Annotated in this window: 15 protein-coding genes; 14 read left to right on the top strand and 1 reads right to left on the bottom strand. The window is 35.9% G+C overall.

The genetic code is table 11. The features are described from left to right. The first annotated feature begins 24 nt into the window (after positions 1-24). The 5 genes from ACAM22_RS04750 (at position 25) to ACAM22_RS04730 (ending at position 10,549) form a co-directional block, all read left to right on the top strand. Positions 25-6,249: an SNF2-related protein gene (locus ACAM22_RS04750; RefSeq protein WP_369606422.1), complete on the top strand. Its 6,225-nt coding sequence runs from the start codon at positions 25-27 to the stop codon at positions 6,247-6,249. A 74-nt stretch (positions 6,250-6,323) separates the two neighbouring features. After that, complete coding sequence (locus tag ACAM22_RS04745; protein WP_125450897.1) at positions 6,324-6,608, top strand: DUF5962 family protein; 285 nt, start codon at positions 6,324-6,326, stop codon at positions 6,606-6,608. 13 nt (positions 6,609-6,621) lie between these two features. After that, positions 6,622-6,921, top strand: a complete 300-nt coding sequence (locus ACAM22_RS04740) for a DUF5966 family protein (protein ID WP_261076011.1) — start codon at positions 6,622-6,624, stop codon at positions 6,919-6,921. A gap of 865 nt (positions 6,922-7,786) precedes the next feature. After that, complete coding sequence (locus tag ACAM22_RS04735; RefSeq protein WP_125451040.1) at positions 7,787-8,521, top strand: ABC transporter ATP-binding protein; 735 nt, start codon at positions 7,787-7,789, stop codon at positions 8,519-8,521. Positions 8,522-8,533: 12 nt separating this feature from the next. Continuing rightward, positions 8,534-10,549: an FtsX-like permease family protein gene (locus ACAM22_RS04730; RefSeq protein WP_125450899.1), complete on the top strand. Its 2,016-nt coding sequence runs from the start codon at positions 8,534-8,536 to the stop codon at positions 10,547-10,549. A gap of 239 nt (positions 10,550-10,788) precedes the next feature. Here the strand turns inward: ACAM22_RS04730 and ACAM22_RS04725 are convergent, their stop codons facing one another. After that, positions 10,789-10,941 (bottom strand): hypothetical protein, encoded by a 153-nt coding sequence (locus ACAM22_RS04725; protein ID WP_369606421.1) that lies wholly within the window; start codon positions 10,939-10,941, stop codon positions 10,789-10,791. Between the two features lie 534 nt (positions 10,942-11,475). On the opposite strand from ACAM22_RS04725, the gene ACAM22_RS04720 reads away from it, so the two are divergent. The 9 genes from ACAM22_RS04720 to pezT all read left to right on the top strand — a co-directional run bounded on the left by ACAM22_RS04720 (position 11,476) and on the right by pezT (position 17,084). Further along, positions 11,476-12,204 (top strand): ATP-binding protein, encoded by a 729-nt coding sequence (locus tag ACAM22_RS04720; RefSeq protein WP_369606420.1) that lies wholly within the window; start codon positions 11,476-11,478, stop codon positions 12,202-12,204. Next, a complete protein-coding gene (locus tag ACAM22_RS04715; protein ID WP_000698197.1) occupies positions 12,185-12,781 on the top strand; it encodes a response regulator transcription factor in 597 nt (198 codons plus the stop codon). Before ACAM22_RS04720 ends, ACAM22_RS04715 begins: the two co-directional genes overlap by 20 nt. A 278-nt stretch (positions 12,782-13,059) precedes the next feature. Continuing rightward, the gene (locus tag ACAM22_RS04710) at positions 13,060-13,701 is read left to right on the top strand and encodes a peptidylprolyl isomerase (RefSeq protein WP_369606419.1); all 642 of its coding nucleotides are present in this window, start codon (positions 13,060-13,062) and stop codon (positions 13,699-13,701) included. Positions 13,702-13,710: 9 nt separating this feature from the next. Next, a complete protein-coding gene (locus tag ACAM22_RS04705; RefSeq protein WP_369606418.1) occupies positions 13,711-14,796 on the top strand; it encodes a DNA primase in 1,086 nt (361 codons plus the stop codon). Positions 14,797-14,846: 50 nt separating this feature from the next. Then, complete coding sequence (locus ACAM22_RS04700; RefSeq protein ID WP_033585713.1) at positions 14,847-15,080, top strand: DUF5965 family protein; 234 nt, start codon at positions 14,847-14,849, stop codon at positions 15,078-15,080. Beyond that, a complete protein-coding gene (locus ACAM22_RS04695) occupies positions 15,077-15,460 on the top strand; it encodes a DUF5945 family protein (RefSeq protein ID WP_369606417.1) in 384 nt (127 codons plus the stop codon). The genes ACAM22_RS04700 and ACAM22_RS04695 overlap by 4 nt, the downstream gene beginning before the upstream one ends. A gap of 37 nt (positions 15,461-15,497) precedes the next feature. Continuing rightward, positions 15,498-15,770 carry a hypothetical protein gene (locus tag ACAM22_RS04690; RefSeq protein ID WP_261031101.1) on the top strand — a complete coding sequence of 91 codons (273 nt, stop codon included), beginning with the start codon at positions 15,498-15,500 and terminating at the stop codon, positions 15,768-15,770. Positions 15,771-15,837: 67 nt separating this feature from the next. Next, entirely contained in the window at positions 15,838-16,314 is a 477-nt protein-coding gene (gene pezA / locus ACAM22_RS04685; protein WP_261031103.1) for a type II toxin-antitoxin system antitoxin PezA, read from the top strand. Further along, entirely contained in the window at positions 16,314-17,084 is a 771-nt protein-coding gene (gene pezT / locus ACAM22_RS04680; protein ID WP_153193382.1) for a type II toxin-antitoxin system toxin PezT, read from the top strand. Before pezA ends, pezT begins: the two co-directional genes overlap by 1 nt. Positions 17,085-17,200 lie beyond the last annotated feature (116 nt).

Below are 17,200 nucleotides of genomic sequence, written 5' to 3'. Positions count from 1 at the left end.
TTCGTATAGATGAAAGGAGCAAGTATGGAAGTAATGCAATTATTGGCTATGTTTCGTGGAACAATTCCAAAAGATAGGGAGAAAATGACCCTATTTCTTCGTTATCAAGCGCAACATTTTGATGAGAAATGGCAAGACTTGGTAGAAAGTTTTTTGGCTGAAGAGGGCAAGATAGAAGAGATACCTCATGTGTATTCGTTTCATCAAGATATTATTTCTTTCCTAGAGGCTAGTTCTGAAAATCATGACCAAGATTTAGAAAGTTACACAAGAAATATTGGACAAGCAGGCCTAAGTAAATTATCTCAATTAAGTAATTTTGAGAAAAACTTGGTGCTAGAAGTCGCAACCTATAACCTTTCCACTCGATTTTATATCCAATCTGAAAAAGAGAAGATAACACCATTAAGTGAGCTTGTATGTCATCAGAAACAGGATGTCAATTTAGTCAATGTCTATCGGGTTGCGAATAATCTATCTGACCGCATTAGTAGAGATATAGAGGAGTTTCTTCTAATGGTTGATTCCAAAGAACTAAAAAAAGAGGTTCTTGAGATTCATTTTGAAGAAAAAGAGGAAGATGTTCTAGCCTATTTGGGTTCAGAATTGATGGCTACTTTAGATACCGTTACGGATCTTGTCCATCATGAAGAAAACTACACAAAACTCCCACTGACACAAAAGCTGAAGATTATTACTCATTTTGATGATGTAAAGGCTAGAAGTGAAAAGTCTAAGCAAGTAGAGGAAGCAGTCTTACCTTTAGAAAATATTGACCAGGTAGAAGAAAATGTGGAAGTTCATTCCCTATCTAAAGTAGATAAAATTGTAGAAGAAGCTTTGAGGGAATATCCAATCGGTTCACAAGTAAGTTATAAAGGTCAAGTATTTAAGTTGGTTTCGATTGAAAATGCACAGTTAAATGACTTAGTTCGCCTAGAGCTATTCAATGATTCCAACCAGTTACTTGAAGAGAATCCTATCTTATACTTGAACAGTTTGGAAGAGATTGAACAAGTATTGTCTCTTGTAGAACTTGAAAAAGAAGAGTCAGAGATTGAGATTGAATCACCAAGTGAAAGTCAGGAAATAGATTTGTTTTCCTATCTGGAAGAAGAAAATGAAAATGATAAGGATAAGGAAACAGAAACGCTTATTTCAGATATAGAAGAGACGGATGTCCCCGTTCAAGATTTTGTTTTTCCAGATGATTTAGAGGACTTTTATCCTAAGACAAATCGAGAAAAAATTGAAACGAATATCGCCGCAATTGAACTTGTTAAAAGATTAGAAAAAGAGGGACGACAAGCGAATCCAGAAGAACAAGAACTACTAGCCAAGTATGTCGGCTGGGGTGGTCTTGCCAATGAATTTTTCGATGAACTCAATCCAAAGTATGAAACAGAACGCTTAACTCTCAAGAGCTTAGTAAGTAAATCAGAATACTCCACTATGAAACAAAGTTTTCTCACAGCCTATTATACAGACCCAATGATTATTCGCCAGATTTGGCAAAAATTACTGGATGGTGGTTTTGAGGGAGGAAGGATATTAGATCCTTCTATGGGAACTGGGAACTTCTTTGCGGCGATGCCTAGAAGTATACGAGCTAAATCAGAACTTTATGGGGTTGAATTAGACAGTGTGACAGGCGCAATCGCAAAACAACTCCACCCCAATACCCATATTGAAGTGCGAGGATTTGAAGAAGTTCCCTATCAACATAATAGTTTTGATTTAGTCTTAACGAATGTTCCATTTGGAAATTTTCGGATTGCCGATAAAAACTATGATAAACCTTATATGATTCACGACTACTTTGTCAAACACTCACTTGATTTAGTAAGAGATAGAGGACAAGTTTCGATTATCTCATCTATTGGGACAATGGATAAGCGGACAGATAATGTCTTACAAGAGATTAAATCAAACACTCATTTTTTAGGGGGAGTCCGTTTGCCGGATACGGCTTTTAAAAAGATTGCAGGTACTCGAGTGACCACAGACCTCCTCTTCTTTCAAAAGGATCAAGCAAAGAATCTTAATGAAGAGGAACTTGTTTTTAGTGGTTCTATTCCCTTTGAGGAAGATAAGCGTGTCTGGATCAATCCTTATTTTGATGGGAAATACAACACACAAGTTTTGGGTGAATATGAGGTACGTAATTTTAATGGAGGAACCCTCAATGTTAAGGGGGTATCAGAAACATTAGCTACTGACATAATGAAAGCATTAGAGAATGTGGAAGCACCTAAACAAATTGACAATTCTTTGAAAGCACCTGTTTTTATCCAAGAAGAAGTGGATAATTCTATCCCCAGTCGTATACGTGAGGACTTAGCGCTCTATTCTTTTGGATATGAGGGAAATCAAATTTATTACCGAGATACGCATGGCATTCGGAAAAGTTCAAAAGTAGACGAAATTAGTTATTATGTAGATGAGAAGGGAGAGTTTAAAGCCTGGGACAGTTCTTTGTCTGAACATAAAATAGACCGATTCGTGCAACTTCATTTGACAGATGAGGAAGCACTAGATGTTTACAAGTCAGAAGAAGCGAGTAAAAGAGGGAAATATAAGGGACTGTTCAAAAAAACTGTCTTTTATGAAAGTCCCTTATCGGATAAGGATATTAGTCGCATTAAGGGCATGGTTGATTTGAGAGAGACCTATCAAGCCTTAATTGAAATTCAACGTCATCAAGACTATAGTCGGACAGATTTTCAGGTGTTACTTAGTAAACTCAATCATGACTATGACCGCTTTGTAAGTCAATTTGGATACTTGAATGCCTCAGTCAATCGGAACTTATTTGATAGTGACGATAAGTATTCTTTACTAGCAAGTTTAGAAGATGAATACATTGATTCTAAAGATCAGAAAGTAAAATATAAAAAATCTTTAGCCTTTGAGAAAGCATTGGTTAGGCCAGAGAGAGTGATTGCAAGAGTTTCAACAGCTCTAGATGCCTTAAACTCTAGTTTATCGGATGGTAGAGGGGTTGATTTAGACTATATGGTATCAATTTATCCTGAACACAGCCAAGCTGCTATTTTAGATGAGTTAGGTGACCATGTTTTAATGGATCCAGAAAGCTATTTAAGAGGGGAAAGAAAATACCTTTCTAAGAACCAGTTTTTATCAGGAGATATTCTCAACAAGATAGAAGTAGTTCAACTATTAGTAGAGGAAAACAACCAAGAATATGATTGGAACCATGCTTTAGATTTGTTAGAATCTGTTCGCCCTCCAAGGATTCATCTGGCAGATATTGAGTTTAAAATAGGGTCACGTTGGATTCCTCAATCCGTTTATGGTAAATTTGCCTTTGAATGTTTTACCAATCGTGAATTTGAATTGTCTTCGCCTGATGTTGAACAAGTCATTGAAGTGAATCCTGTCGATGGCCAGGTTCATTTAAGGACATCATTTGCTTATCGCTATCCAAGTGCCAAAGATAGTAGTCTTGGAGTTAGTGGGTCACGTTATGATACAGGAAGAAAGATTTTTGAGAATTTACTAAATTCAAACCAACCGACGATTACCATGACTGTTACGGAAGGAGAAAAGAAAAAGACCATCACAGATTTGGAAAAAACCTCTGTTCTAAGAGCAAAAGAGCAGCATTTACAAGAGCTCTTTCAAGAATTTGTCTCACGGTATCCAGAAGTCCAACAAGTCATTGAGGAAAGCTATAATCGTCTTTATAATCGGACGGTTAGTCGAGAGTATGACGGTAGCCATTTAGTTATTGATGGCTTGGCTCAAAACATTAGTCTTCGTCCTCACCAAGAGAATGCCATTCAAAGAATCGTAGAAGAAAAAAGAGCCTTATTAGCTCATGAGGTAGGTTCAGGAAAGACCTTGACAATGCTTGGTGCTGGGTTTAAATTAAAGGAGTTGGGGATGGTTCATAAGCCCTTGTATGTGGTGCCCTCTAGTTTGTCTGCTCAGTTTGGCCAAGAAATCATGAAATTTTTCCCGACTAAAAAAGTCTTTGTGACCACTAAGAAAGATTTTGTGAAGGCGAGAAGAAAACAGTTTGTGTCCCGTATTATTACAGGAGATTACGATGCCATTGTCATTGGGGATTCTCAATTTGAAAAAATCCCTGTCAGTAAGGAAAGACAGATGAACTATATAGAGGATAAACTCAATGAACTACGAGAGATTAAAACACATTCTGAAAATAAGTATACCGTTAAAGAAGCAGAACAATCAATAAGTGGTCTAGAGAAACAATTGGAAGAACTCCAACGTTTCAATCGTGATAGTTTTATTGATTTTGAGAACTTAGGAATTGATTTTCTCTTTGTGGATGAAGCACATCACTTTAAAAATATTCGTCCAATTACTGGACTTGGGAATGTAGCAGGTATTACCAATATAACCTCTAAGAAGAACGTGGATATGGAGATGAAGGTTCGACAGATTCAGGAAGAACATGATTTTAAAAATATTGTCTTTGCGACAGGGACACCTGTTTCCAATTCTATTAGTGAGTTGTATACTATGATGAACTATATTCAACCAGATATCTTAAAACGCTATCAAGTTGATTATTTTGACTCTTGGGTAGGTGCTTTTGGAGAAATTCAAAACTCTATGGAATTAGCTCCTACAGGGGATAAGTACCAACCTAAGAAACGATTTAAAAAGTTTGTCAATCTACCTGAGTTGATGAAAATCTATAAAGAAACAGCCGACATTCAAACACAAGATATGTTGGATTTACCTGTTCCAGAAGCCCATATTATCCCTATTGAGAGTGAGTTAACTGAAAACCAGAAACTCTATTTAGAAGAATTGGTTATGCGTTCAGATGCGGTCAAATGTGGGACAGTTGATCCGAGTCAGGATAACATGTTAAAAATTACAGGTGAGGCACGAAAACTAGCAATTGATATGCGTTTATTGGACTCTAGCTATAGTTTAGCAGACAATCATAAATTGCTTCAGGTAGTGGATAATGTTGAAAGAATTTATCGTGAAGGAATGGAAAATAAGGCTACTCAGATGATCTTTTCAGATATTGGAACACCTAAGAAAAAGGATAATGGCTTTGATGTTTATTCTGAGATTAAGGCTTTATTAGTTGATAGAGGAATCCCTAGTAAGGAGATTGCCTTTGTACATGATGCCAATAGTGATGAAAAGAAGAATAGCTTATCTCGAAAGGTCAATGCAGGAGAGGTGCGGATTCTCCTTGCCTCAACCGAAAAAGGAGGAACAGGTTTAAATGTTCAGAGCAAGATGAAAGCAGTTCATCATCTGGATGTCCCTTGGAGACCAAGTGACATCCAGCAACGCAATGGACGGATTATCCGACAGGGAAATGAAAACAAGGAAGTGGATATTTATCACTACATTACAAAAGGTTCATTTGATAATTATCTATGGGCAACTCAGGAGAACAAACTCCGTTATATTAAGCAGATTATGACTTCTAAGGAGCCAATTCGTGCTGCAGAAGACATTGATGAGCAGACCATGACAGCTTCTGATTTTAAGGCACTAGCAACAGGTAATCCTTATCTCAAATATAAGATGGAACTAGAGAATGATCTAACTCTATTAGAAAATCAAAGACGCGCCTTTCAACGCAGCAAGGATCACTATCGTCATACAATCTCTTACTGTGAAGAAAATATACCTATTATTGAGAAACGATTAAGTAAGTATGAAGGCGACATTCAACAGTCTGAAATATCGAAAGACCAGGTATTTTCTATGACGGTAGGTAAGCAAGCTTTTGATCAACGAGCTGAAGCAGGGGAATCCCTACACCGTCTTATCCGTCATAATCAATCTGACAGCAAAGAATTTCGAACCCTAGCCAGTTATAGAGGATTTGACATTAAAATGCTTAGTCTTCCAACAAATCAACCTCTTCCTGAAACCTTCTCTGTTAAAATTGTAGGAGAAAATCAGTATTCTGTCAGTTTAGATTTGTATTCTCCTTTAGGGACAATTCAAAGGCTTCAGCATACGATTGATCACATTAAAGAGGACCAAGTGAAAACTCAGAACTTATTGGATGAATTAAAGGATAAATGGACTACTGCTAGAGTAGAAATTGAGAAAAATTTTCCAAAGGAAGAAGATTATCAAACTAAAAAGGCCGAATACGATGTACTCGCACCATTGATTGAAACAGAAACGGATTTAGATATTATTGATCAGGCCTTAAGACAATTCCACGAAAAAGGAAAAGAAAAGCAAGAACAACTTTCTTTTGAATTAGATTAAAAAATAGATATAAATAGCGGACAAGAAAAGAAAAGCGCGGTAGAATAAAGATAGAAAGAAACGAGGTAACGATTATGATGGAAGATACCTATTATCAATTAGAAGAAGCCTTAGTACAGGGATTTCAAACGCCTGAAGAATACCAAGCCTACAAGGAACTAAAGGAACATTATGAGGAAGTGACAGGCGATTACAGCTTTTCCAAACGAGAACTCACTAGTCAATTGGAAATCACGCTTCAGAATCATCGAGGTGTGGACTTTGAAGATCATGAGAAAGAGGAGTATTTGGACTTAGTTCAAAAATTAGAAGAGTTTGATTCCTCTCTTGCCACCCATTATCGTCAATTGATTGACTAGAAAGGAGAAAGTCATGAATGATTTACTCCTTATCCCAGTAATTTTTTTAGCAGTAGGAGGAATTCTCATTCTTTTATGGAGGATCTTCCTTATTGCAAGTGGACTTTTCCTGATTGGTTTTGTCAGTTTTCTTATTTTCGTAGAGGGCTATGGAATTTATTTGTTCTTTACTGAATCCAACCTTTATGTAGAGGATTTAGCCCAGAATGGTCTGATAAGCTTTACAGGATTTTATGTGGTATTTAATCTAGCCGTGCTTGTATGTGGTGTTTTGAAAATCATTAGTTGGGCAAGAAGATTAAAAAGTAGCTGAACAATCTCTTGTTCAGCTACTTTTTAATTGGGAACTATAAAAATTTTTCTCGAAAATAAGAAACTTGCACGATTTACTCATTACTTAGCCAATACTAGAGTTTATACTAGTTACTGTAATGATGATCATCTAAAAGAAGGAAGGAGGCAACCTTATGTCTAAAAATACAAGTCGTCCAGAGATTGATTCTCTAAGTTTCGAGGTTGAAAACCAAGAACTTTCCGGGAAATCAGGAGCTAGTGGTGCATAGCTTTTAAAATGACACTAGCAGGTCGCTGTGGATTGTGTTTCACCTGTTCCTATGAGTATACGAGAAATAATGTTTGTTGTTAGATAAAACAAAAGGAAAATTCTTGAGTTATATTACAAAACATTGACAACACTTTGATTTGGTGTTATATTTACGAGGAGAAATACAAATGAAACAAGACCATTTTGAGATTGATTCTTTAGATTATGAAATTAATAGCCAAGAGTTAAATGGTAAATATACTGCTGGGTGACGTACGACTGTTAGATTAACAGTACAAGGTTGCTGTGGTTGGTGGTTTACATATTCTTATGAATGTACTTCGCCAAACGTGCGCTGTGGATAAAACTACCTCTATTTTTTGATAGGAGGATAAAATGGAAGGAATTATTGGAACACTAGAATTCTATGCACCTGTACTGGTCTTAGGAGTTATTGTCATAGGGATTGTTTACTTTATGAAAAAAAGAAACGATCGCAAATAATCAACATCGACCGATACCTGAAAAAGGTATCGGTTTTTTATAACTTGAATATATTGCACAAAATACTCATGGAAAACCTTGAAAGAAACCGTATAATGAGAGAGTAATAAAGAAACGGAGGAATGAAATGATGAAACAGCTTATTGTGACAGGATTAACGAAAACATTTGGTCAAGGGGATAATATCGTTCATGCTTTATTAGATGTGAACTTGTCCGTTGAAAAAGGTGAATTTCTGGCAATTATGGGTGCCAGTGGTAGTGGAAAAACAACACTCCTCAACTGTATTTCAACGATTGATAAACCAACATCAGGTGAGATTCGATTTGAAGATTTTGACATCATCCATGCCAAGGAAAATGAACTAGCTGACTATCGTGCTAAAAACATTTCCTATATTTTCCAAGCCTACAACTTGGTGGAAACCTTGACGGTCTATGAAAATATCATTCTACCTCTTCAAATTCAGGGGAAAAATATCAAAAAACATCAGGATAAGATTGAGGAAATTTTGTATAAGTTGGCCATTCAAAACTTAAAAGATAAGTTTCCTAATCAGTTATCAGGTGGCCAGAGACAACGTGTGGCAACTGCTAGAGCCTTGATTGATGATTCTAAACTGATTATCGCAGATGAGCCGACAGGAGCCTTGGACTCTGCCAATTCTGAAAAACTGATGGCACTTTTGCAGGAAATCAATAAAAGTTTTGGTATTACCATTTTACTGGTTACGCATGACCCTGCTGCAGCCAAGTACTCTTCACGGATGGTGCTACTTAGCGATGGAAAGATTATGGATGATTTGGAACGTAACAGCTTATCTAATGAACAGTATTTGCAAGAGATTTACAGCCGTACCAGATAGGAGGAAGAGAGTATGTATCCAAAATTAATTTTACGAAATGTATTTCGAAATTTACAGACTTACACCATCTACTTTTTCAGTCTAACCTTGATTTATAGCTTGCTCTATGCTTTTAATGCTTTACCAAGCCATCCAGTGATGCAAAGTTTATCAGGGGCAAAGGAAATGCTGACGAAGGTGATGAGCCAGTACATGGGCTTGCTTTCCTATCTGATTCTATCGGCGATTGCCTTTCTCATCGTTTACTCCACAAATTTTGTGCTGGGACGGCGCAAGAAAGAGCTGGGACTTTATGCAACGCTGGGAATGAAGAAGAGGCATATTATTCGTACCCTGTTCTTTGAAACCATGCTGGTCAATATCTTTTCCTTGATTCTAGGTTTCTTGCTTGGATTGATTTTACTGGTCATTCTATCTAAGGTTGCATCTGAGTTTTTTATGGCCAATTACTTTGGTAGTCTGCTTTTTTTTGATAGCAAGTCTGTCATCTTACTAGTTTATTCCTATTTGGTAACCAGTTTTATTGTTGGTGTCATGGACATTCTTACCTTTAGAAAGCAAAATATCATTGCACTCATTCAAGAAAATGGGGTCAAAAAATCTGTCTTTGCAAAAGGCAAGCCAGTTCTTCAAGCACTTCTCTTTATTCTTTCGACAGCTGTTATCGGTTTTGGTGCTCTCTATTTTTCAGACTATCATCATCTATCATTCTTGAAAAGCTGGGGTATCTTGCTGGTATCTATCTTCGTGATTTTTGTGATTTTATTTTACAATAGCTTAAGCCATTTTATCTTGGTCTCCCTTAGAAAACTGCCTCAAACCTACTATAACAAACTAAACACTTTTAAAATCCGTCAATTTTCAAAACAAGCTGATAGTAATTCGGTCACGTTGGCTGTCTTATCCTTGACCTTGACACTGGCTCTCAGCTTACTAGTTTTTAGTGGTAGTGCCTATACGACTATGAACCGAGAGCTGAACAAATACTCACCTTATGATGTAACTGTCAATCTCTATCGTGGTCAGGAGTTTCAATTTTCTCAGGAATCTGTCAAAGACAGATTGAAAGCCGATGGCTTTGACTTTAATTTCATCAAAGAAGAGTACAGCTATCCTAGCTATTCTAGTGATGTAATCTATAAAGATTTGATTGATACCAGCAATCTCTGGGAGCATGATAAGAAACTTCCTGAATCAAAAGTACCGATTTTAGGAATTTCTGCCTACAATCATCTCCGCAAACTGCAAGGGGAAAAAGCGGTTGACTTGGCAGATAACCAATTTCTGGTCAATGCCAACTATAAAGGAACTGCCAAGCAGATCCAGGACTTTCTATCAACGACCAAAACCCTCATGATTAACGGTCATTCTCTCAACCTTGCCTCTTCGAAGCCACTTGAAACAGTTTACTTTTTATCTTCAGTAGGTCTAAATGACGCAGGAACCTTGATTGTACCAGATAAGGTAGTAGTTGGATTGACGGAAGACCACACGACCTATGTTGCCAATTTCAAAGAAAACATTGACAAACGGGAAGTAGAAACATTCTTAAGTCAGTGGATTGAAAAATACTACTTCACTCGTGATGGAGCAGAGTTGAATTCGTTCACCTATCAAACGAAAGGAAGTATTTTTGAGGTTTACCTTGGATTTATGGGCGTCATTGTCTTTGTCATGATTTTTGTCAGTGTTATTTTTATCATTATTTCCCTCAGTATCTTGTCCCTTCAAACTTCTACAAGTGCTTTGGATAGTGTCAATGATTATCAAATCTTATATCTTCTTGGGAATAAGAGGAAGCAAAATCGCTTTATTCTTTTGCAACAGATTCTAAGTTATTTCTTGGTTCCGCTGGTCATCGCAGGTCCGCTAGCATTTGCCTTGAGTACCGCTCTTTTGGGCTATTTTGAGAATTTCGCTAATACCAGCATTTCTATTGATATCACCTATCTGGGAGTAGCGGTTTTACTCTTTGTCCTTTACCTGCTAGTGACTTACAGAGTAAGTTGGCAAATTATTGAAAATTAAGTCAAATACCAGAGTTGCCTATCCTGCAATTCTGGTATTGTGTTATAATGATATTAAAGTAGTTCAGGAAGTGGATATATATGAAACAATTTGTCAAATCGCTCTCGAAAAACTCACTTTTATTGTGGTGGTTGACGATTTTTAATCATCTAGCTTTAATGATTTATATTTATCATAGGATCCCTCTGGACTTTTCGACAGATTTTTCCTTGCAGATGGTTTTATTGCTGATTATTGCTTTAATTGTATTTAGCTATATTTGTAATATTGTGACCTTTCGGTATAGTGAGTTGAAACTTTGGTTGCTCCTGATGATGTTTCTCATTAGCTGGCAATCCATATTTAATCAAGGAGTTGCAAGCACCCTGTTGCACTTTTTTGATATTCTTCATCCGCTCAACTCTTTTTTATTGGTGTATAGTTCTCTGTCTATTATCTTTCTGGGAGAGAAAATAGGAGAAGAACTGTTGAGTGTGTCCTTTGTGTTGACACTAATCACCATTAGTTCATATCTGTTAAGTCCTTCAATTTTTCTATTTCTGTCCTTGTTTGCGTCTTTCTTTTTAAACCTTGTTCCCTTGATTTTACTGATTTTATATCATAAAGAGTTGAAAAGTAAACTCAAGTATCAGAGACGAAATTTGTGGATATTAGCTTTGATATTGCCTCTTTCTTATTTCTTTTTGTATATCAATACGACGGGCTCAGGAGTGATGAACCTAGTCTGGTATCTAGAAATTCTTGGTATCTTAGCTTTTTTACACTTCAAAACGATTGTCAGCTCTCTTCAAAAAAAGGTAGTAGAGTTGAAGTTGTCCTATATAAAAACTTTTTCACGCTTGTTTTTACTGGTTATGTTTTTGTTAGTAGGCATTTTCATCATCTTTCGTCTAGATTTAAACACGAGCTTTTTGGTCTTGAATATCATGTTACTATTGTTCGGGATTTGTTCGGAAGAATTGATTCGCCTTTTTCGTTCTGCTGAAATGCTAGATGCTAGGGATTATGTAAAAGTTCTCTTTTTAAAGCGTAACCGTATGGTGAAAAATCTGCTGGCAAATGAAGATACAGAACAACAGTTCTCCGAATTTCTTCACAATGAAATCCTGCAAAATGTGATGGCAATAAAAAATTTCAATAAATATAGTAGCAATCAAGCTTTTGGTGAACAGATCAATCTGGTAACAGAGGAGTTGGTTCAGCGGATTCGTGAGCGGATGGATTATTATCAGCCAATGGTAGAAACAGACGAGCAGTTAGATATCCAGTATAAAGGGTTGATTAATCGGATTGTCAAGCGCTATCACGCAGAAAATGAAGTCGTCACACAGTTTCCTGCCCACTTTAGGCTTTTATCTCCTTACGATAAAATTGCCTATCGTCTGGTTGAGGAGTTGGCGACCAATGCCGTTAAGTACGCTAGTGGTGGAAGGATTTCTTTGAAGATTGATGTGCATGATGACGCTATTTTTATCATTTCTGAAAATGACTGCCTTCAAACAGAAAAATCCTTAGGTTATGGCTTGAAAAATATGTCTAATAAAATTAGTGTTTTAGGTGGTCAAATGCAGATTTTTGAAAATAATAAGAGATTTCGTGTAGAAATTACTCTCCCGATTGATAAGGAGTTGTGTTATGAAAATTTTGTTAATTGATGATCATAAATTATTTAGCCAAAGTATTAAGATGATTTTAGAGTTATCGGAAAACATTAAAAAGGTCCAGTTAGTGGATAATTTTTCGACTATTTCGGAGATTGCTTTTAATGACTACGACATTATTTTGATTGACATCAACCTGACGAGTCTGTATCAAGATGATGGGCTGACCTTGGCACAAGAGATTATCGACAATGGTTGTTCTAGTAAGGTTGTGATTTTGACAGGTTACAGTAAAAAAATGTATGAACACCGAGCTAAAGTTATGGGGGCTTATGGCTTTCTGGACAAAAGTATGGACCCAGATGAGTTGGTGAAAAAACTGGAAAAGATTTATATAGGTGGTAAGGTTTTTTCAGATGAAGTGATGGTAGAGGTGCTAACACCACGAGAAATCGAGATACTAGAACTGGTTAGAAATGGCTTGACCATTGATGATGTCTGTGACAAGGTCTATGTGAGTAAACGTACAGTTTCCAATCACTTGGCCAATATCTTTTCAAAATTGGGAGTGACTAACAGGCAGGAGGCGATTCATATCGCTGAGCAGTTGGGTTATTTTCCACCAGATTAGAAAGCTGCAGAAGATGTAGCTTTTTTAATTTATTTACAAAAATTTCACATATTACTCATTCTAATAAACGGTATATTTGATAATCTATTAGTAATTAAGGAGAAAATCATTATGTTTATGGTATCTGAAAAATGGTTTGTATAAAAAACTTTATCAGACGGATTACTAATTTTGTAAGTTATATTGGCCACCTTCGGGTGGCATTTTTACTTCTGTGATACTTTTTTCAAGATTTATCTGCTATTCTTGACCTAGTTTTTATAGAAAGAAGGTCTAAGATGTTAAATAAAGTCAAAACTAAAGCCTTAATTAGTGTTGGAGCAGTGGCTGCAACCAGCTTTATTCTCATGATGGGATATACTGTGGGTCAACATTCTACTGCTAAACAAAGTCGCAAAGAAATCGAATTGGCTGCAGCTAAACTTGTAGAGGACAAACAAGCAGAAGATAAAGCCAGCATTTTGTCATCGGATACTGTAAAAGAATTTTTGACTCAGTACTATACGAAAGAAAAGCTCGGAGAAAATAATACACGTATTCAACCTTATATGACTGAATCGGCTTATTCTCAAGAATTGTCAAGTCAAAATGATGCCATGAACCAAGTGTATAAGGATTATATTTTAGATTATCATTTTGAAAAAGCTGATATCTTTGTCAATCAGACTACGAATCAAGCTATTGCCATGGTCTCTTATAATGTAACCTATGTATCCGATTTAAAGAATGCCAACCAATCAAAGACCAATCAGACAGAAACAAGAACTGTTAAATTGTCCTATTCTAAACTACCTGGTAAGTTATTGGTCAATCAAGTACAGGTTTGGAAATCTGGGTTAGATGATTTAGATAAGGCCACTCCTAAAACTTTAGAAGAATCATCATCAATACCATCACTGCCAAATACTACGACAAAATGATGATATTGCATGGAAATAGAAGAATGTAAGCAAATTTCAATTCTTGATGTAGCCAATCGTTTAGGTATCTCCTTCAAACAAGTTTCGAGCAGTGTCTATGAGCATCCTGAACACGATTCATTTCGGATTTTTTCAACTACTAATACTTTTAAATGGTTTTCAAGAGATATTCAAGGTGATGTCATTGATTTTGTTCGACTTGTTAAGGGAATTTCTTTTAAAGAAGCTCTAGCGTTTCTTTCTGAAGAACCTTTAAAAAAAGAAGCTGTTCAAGAAAATAGATTGAGACCATTTTATTATCCTTTAAAGAGAGTAGAAGATTCTAACTGTAGTCTAGCCAGATATTATTTAACAGAATGTAGAGGAATCGCAGAAGAAATCGTACAAAAGATGATTCAACAAGGTTTGATAGCACAAGCTAGTTGGAAAACAAATGAAACAGTTGAACCTGTTATCGTTTTTAAAAGCTTTGATCATCGTCACAAGCTGCAGGCAGCAAGCTTACAAGGGATATATAAGAATCATTCTCTTCCAAGAGAGAGGTTAAAAACGATTCTAAAAGGAAGCCATGGACATGTTGGAATATCCTTTGACATTGGTAAACCAAATAGACTGGTCTTTTGTGAATCGTTCATCGACTTGATGAGCTATTACGAACTTCATCAACAAAGTCTTTCTGATGTTCGTTTGGTATCTATGGAGGGATTAAAAAGGTCTGTTGTCGCTTATCAAACTTTACGACTAATAGCTGAAGAAAATCAGAAGTTGGAATTTTTAGATACACTAATACCTTCAAAGTTATTGCCTTTGATTAATACAATTCGTGATACCACCAGCTATTTTGATAATCATCCTGATTTATTGACACTTGCGGTAGATTGTGATGATGCTGGAAAAGATTTTTCTGATAAGTTATCTCAATCAGGATTTCCTGTTTTCCTGGATTTTCCTGATAATGAATCAGGGAAAGAAAAAGTAGACTGGAATGATGTCCTTAGAGAAAAGAAATCAGATTTACAATTGATGATCGAGACTGCAAAAGAGACATTGGGGAATCAACCAGTAAGACAAATCTCTCAATGTTTAGAATTGTGATAACAAAATCAAGATGTTTTAGCTAATATTAAAATGAAGGAGGATCGTATATGACCATTATTGAACGCTTAGAAGAAAAGGTCACTAGGCAAGAAAGTAAGGTAGCAAGAGAGACAGAAAAACTAGCTGCTTACAAAGAGCAACTAGAGACAGCGATGTTTGCGACGTTCAAAAGGCGTCAAAGCATTAGTCACATGAGTTTTGAAGAAGCTCTTGATCATGCCTTCGGTAGAGAAAGACAATTCGATGATTCTGAATTTAGAAAGGATAAAATGAGTGAATGACAAAAGATTGGAATTTTAATCAACCATTAGAGAGTAAATCAGAAAATCAAGAAGATCCAGATAAAATTGCGGCCTTATTTGGAAATCATCAAGGAGGTAATGATGTAAATTATGAAGCAGCTTTTCAAAAGCGAAAACAAGCACCTGTGACGGAATCAAATTCTAGTTCTAAACCCAAAGTTACAGAGGTTAGAACAGGAAAAGAGACAGATATCACTACAAGTTATCAGCAACATCTTAAAAGGCTGATTGCGGATAACAATAGCGATATTCAAAGTAGTCAAAAGAAAATTGAAGAGCTACATACTTTGATTGACACAAAGAATAAAGACAATAAGAAATTGCAGTCCATTTATGATGCGATTGCCGAATTACACTAAGCAGTCCTGATAAGCTGCTTTTTTTGAGAGGTTATAGATGTTTACAACACTTTTTAAGAAAAGCCAAGACAATGGTGATGTATTTAAAAAGCTAATTCATCGACTATCTGATATGTCTGCCCAAGATCTTGAAAAAATAGACCGATTGCTAGATATCATTTTCACTCCAGATCAAGAATCAGAACAACTAAAAACAGAATCAACTTACAGAGAAGAAACTTTGGACGACACATTAACGGAAGCTAAGAATCAACTTCATAAGGAACAATTGGAGAAGAATTTAGAGAGATTTAGGAAAAATAGCCAATAATGCACCAAAATTGGTGCGTTATACTTTTTTATGCTATAATTGAATTATAAAAATAAAGGAGTTTGCCATGATTGGAAAGAACATAAAATCCTTACGTAAAACACATGATTTAACACAACCCGAATTTGCACGGATTGTAGGTATTTCACGAAATAGTCTGAGTCGTTATGAAAATGGAACAAGTTCAGTCTCTACGGAATTAATTGACATCATTTGTCAGAAGTTTAATGTATCTTATGTCGATATTGTAGGAGAAGATAAAATGCTCAATCCTGTTGAAGATTATGAATTGACTTTAAAAATTGAAATTGTGAAAGAAAGAGGTGCTAATCTTTTATCTCGACTCTATCGTTATCAAGATAGTCAGGGAATTAGCATTGATAATGAATCTAATCCTTGGATTTTAATGAGTGATGATCTATCTGATTTGATTCATACGAATATCTATTTAGTAGAAACTTTTGATGAAATAGAGAGATATAGCGGCTATTTGGATGGAATTGAACGTATGTTAGAGATATCTGAAAAACGGATGGTAGCCTAATGGAAATCCAAGATTATACTGATAGGGAATTCAAACATGCTCTAGCACGGAATCTTCGTTCTCTGACAAGAGGAAAAAAGTCCAGTAAGCAACCTATAGCGATTTTGCTTGGAGGGCAAAGTGGTGCTGGTAAGACTACAATTCATCGTATTAAACAGAAAGAATTTCAAGGAAATATTGTTATCATAGATGGCGATAGTTTTCGCTCTCAACATCCACACTATTTAGAACTGCAGCAAGAATACGGCAAAGACAGTGTAGAATACACCAAAGATTTTGCAGGGAAAATGGTAGAGTCTTTAGTAACAGAATTGAGTAGTTTGGGATACAATCTTTTGATAGAGGGAACTTTACGAACAGTTGATGTTCCAAAGAAAACAGCACAACTCTTGAAAAGTAGGGGATATGAAGTACAATTAGCCTTGATTGCGACAAAGCCTAAGCTGTCCTATCTGAGCACTCTTATCCGATACGAAGAACTGTACGCTATTAATCCAAATCAAGCACGCGCAACTTCAAAAGAATATCATGATTTCATTGTAAATCATCTAGTTGATAATACACGGCAGTTGGAAGAACTAGCTATCTTTGAAAGAATTCAAATTTATCAACGAGATAGAAGTTGTGTATATGATTCAAAAGAAAATACAACTTCAGCAGCAGATGTTCTTCAAGAGTTACTATTTGGAGAATGGAATCAAGTGGAGAAAGAGATGCTTAAATCTGGAGAAGAAAGGTTAAAAGATTTAACTAATAGAAATGATTGTTAGATCACGAATTTTATAATATAGTCTATTTAGGATTGAAAAAAGTCTTTAAAATCAGAAAAACGCATAGTATCAGGTGTTGAAAAACTTGATATTATGCGTTTTCTGGTAGGAAGATT

Source organism: Streptococcus sp. SN-1 (assembly GCF_041154385.1).
GTDB classification, from domain to species: domain Bacteria; phylum Bacillota; class Bacilli; order Lactobacillales; family Streptococcaceae; genus Streptococcus; species Streptococcus mitis_CT.
Note: the sequence above shows the minus strand (reverse complement) of the source record. Positions and strands in the feature narration are given on the sequence as shown.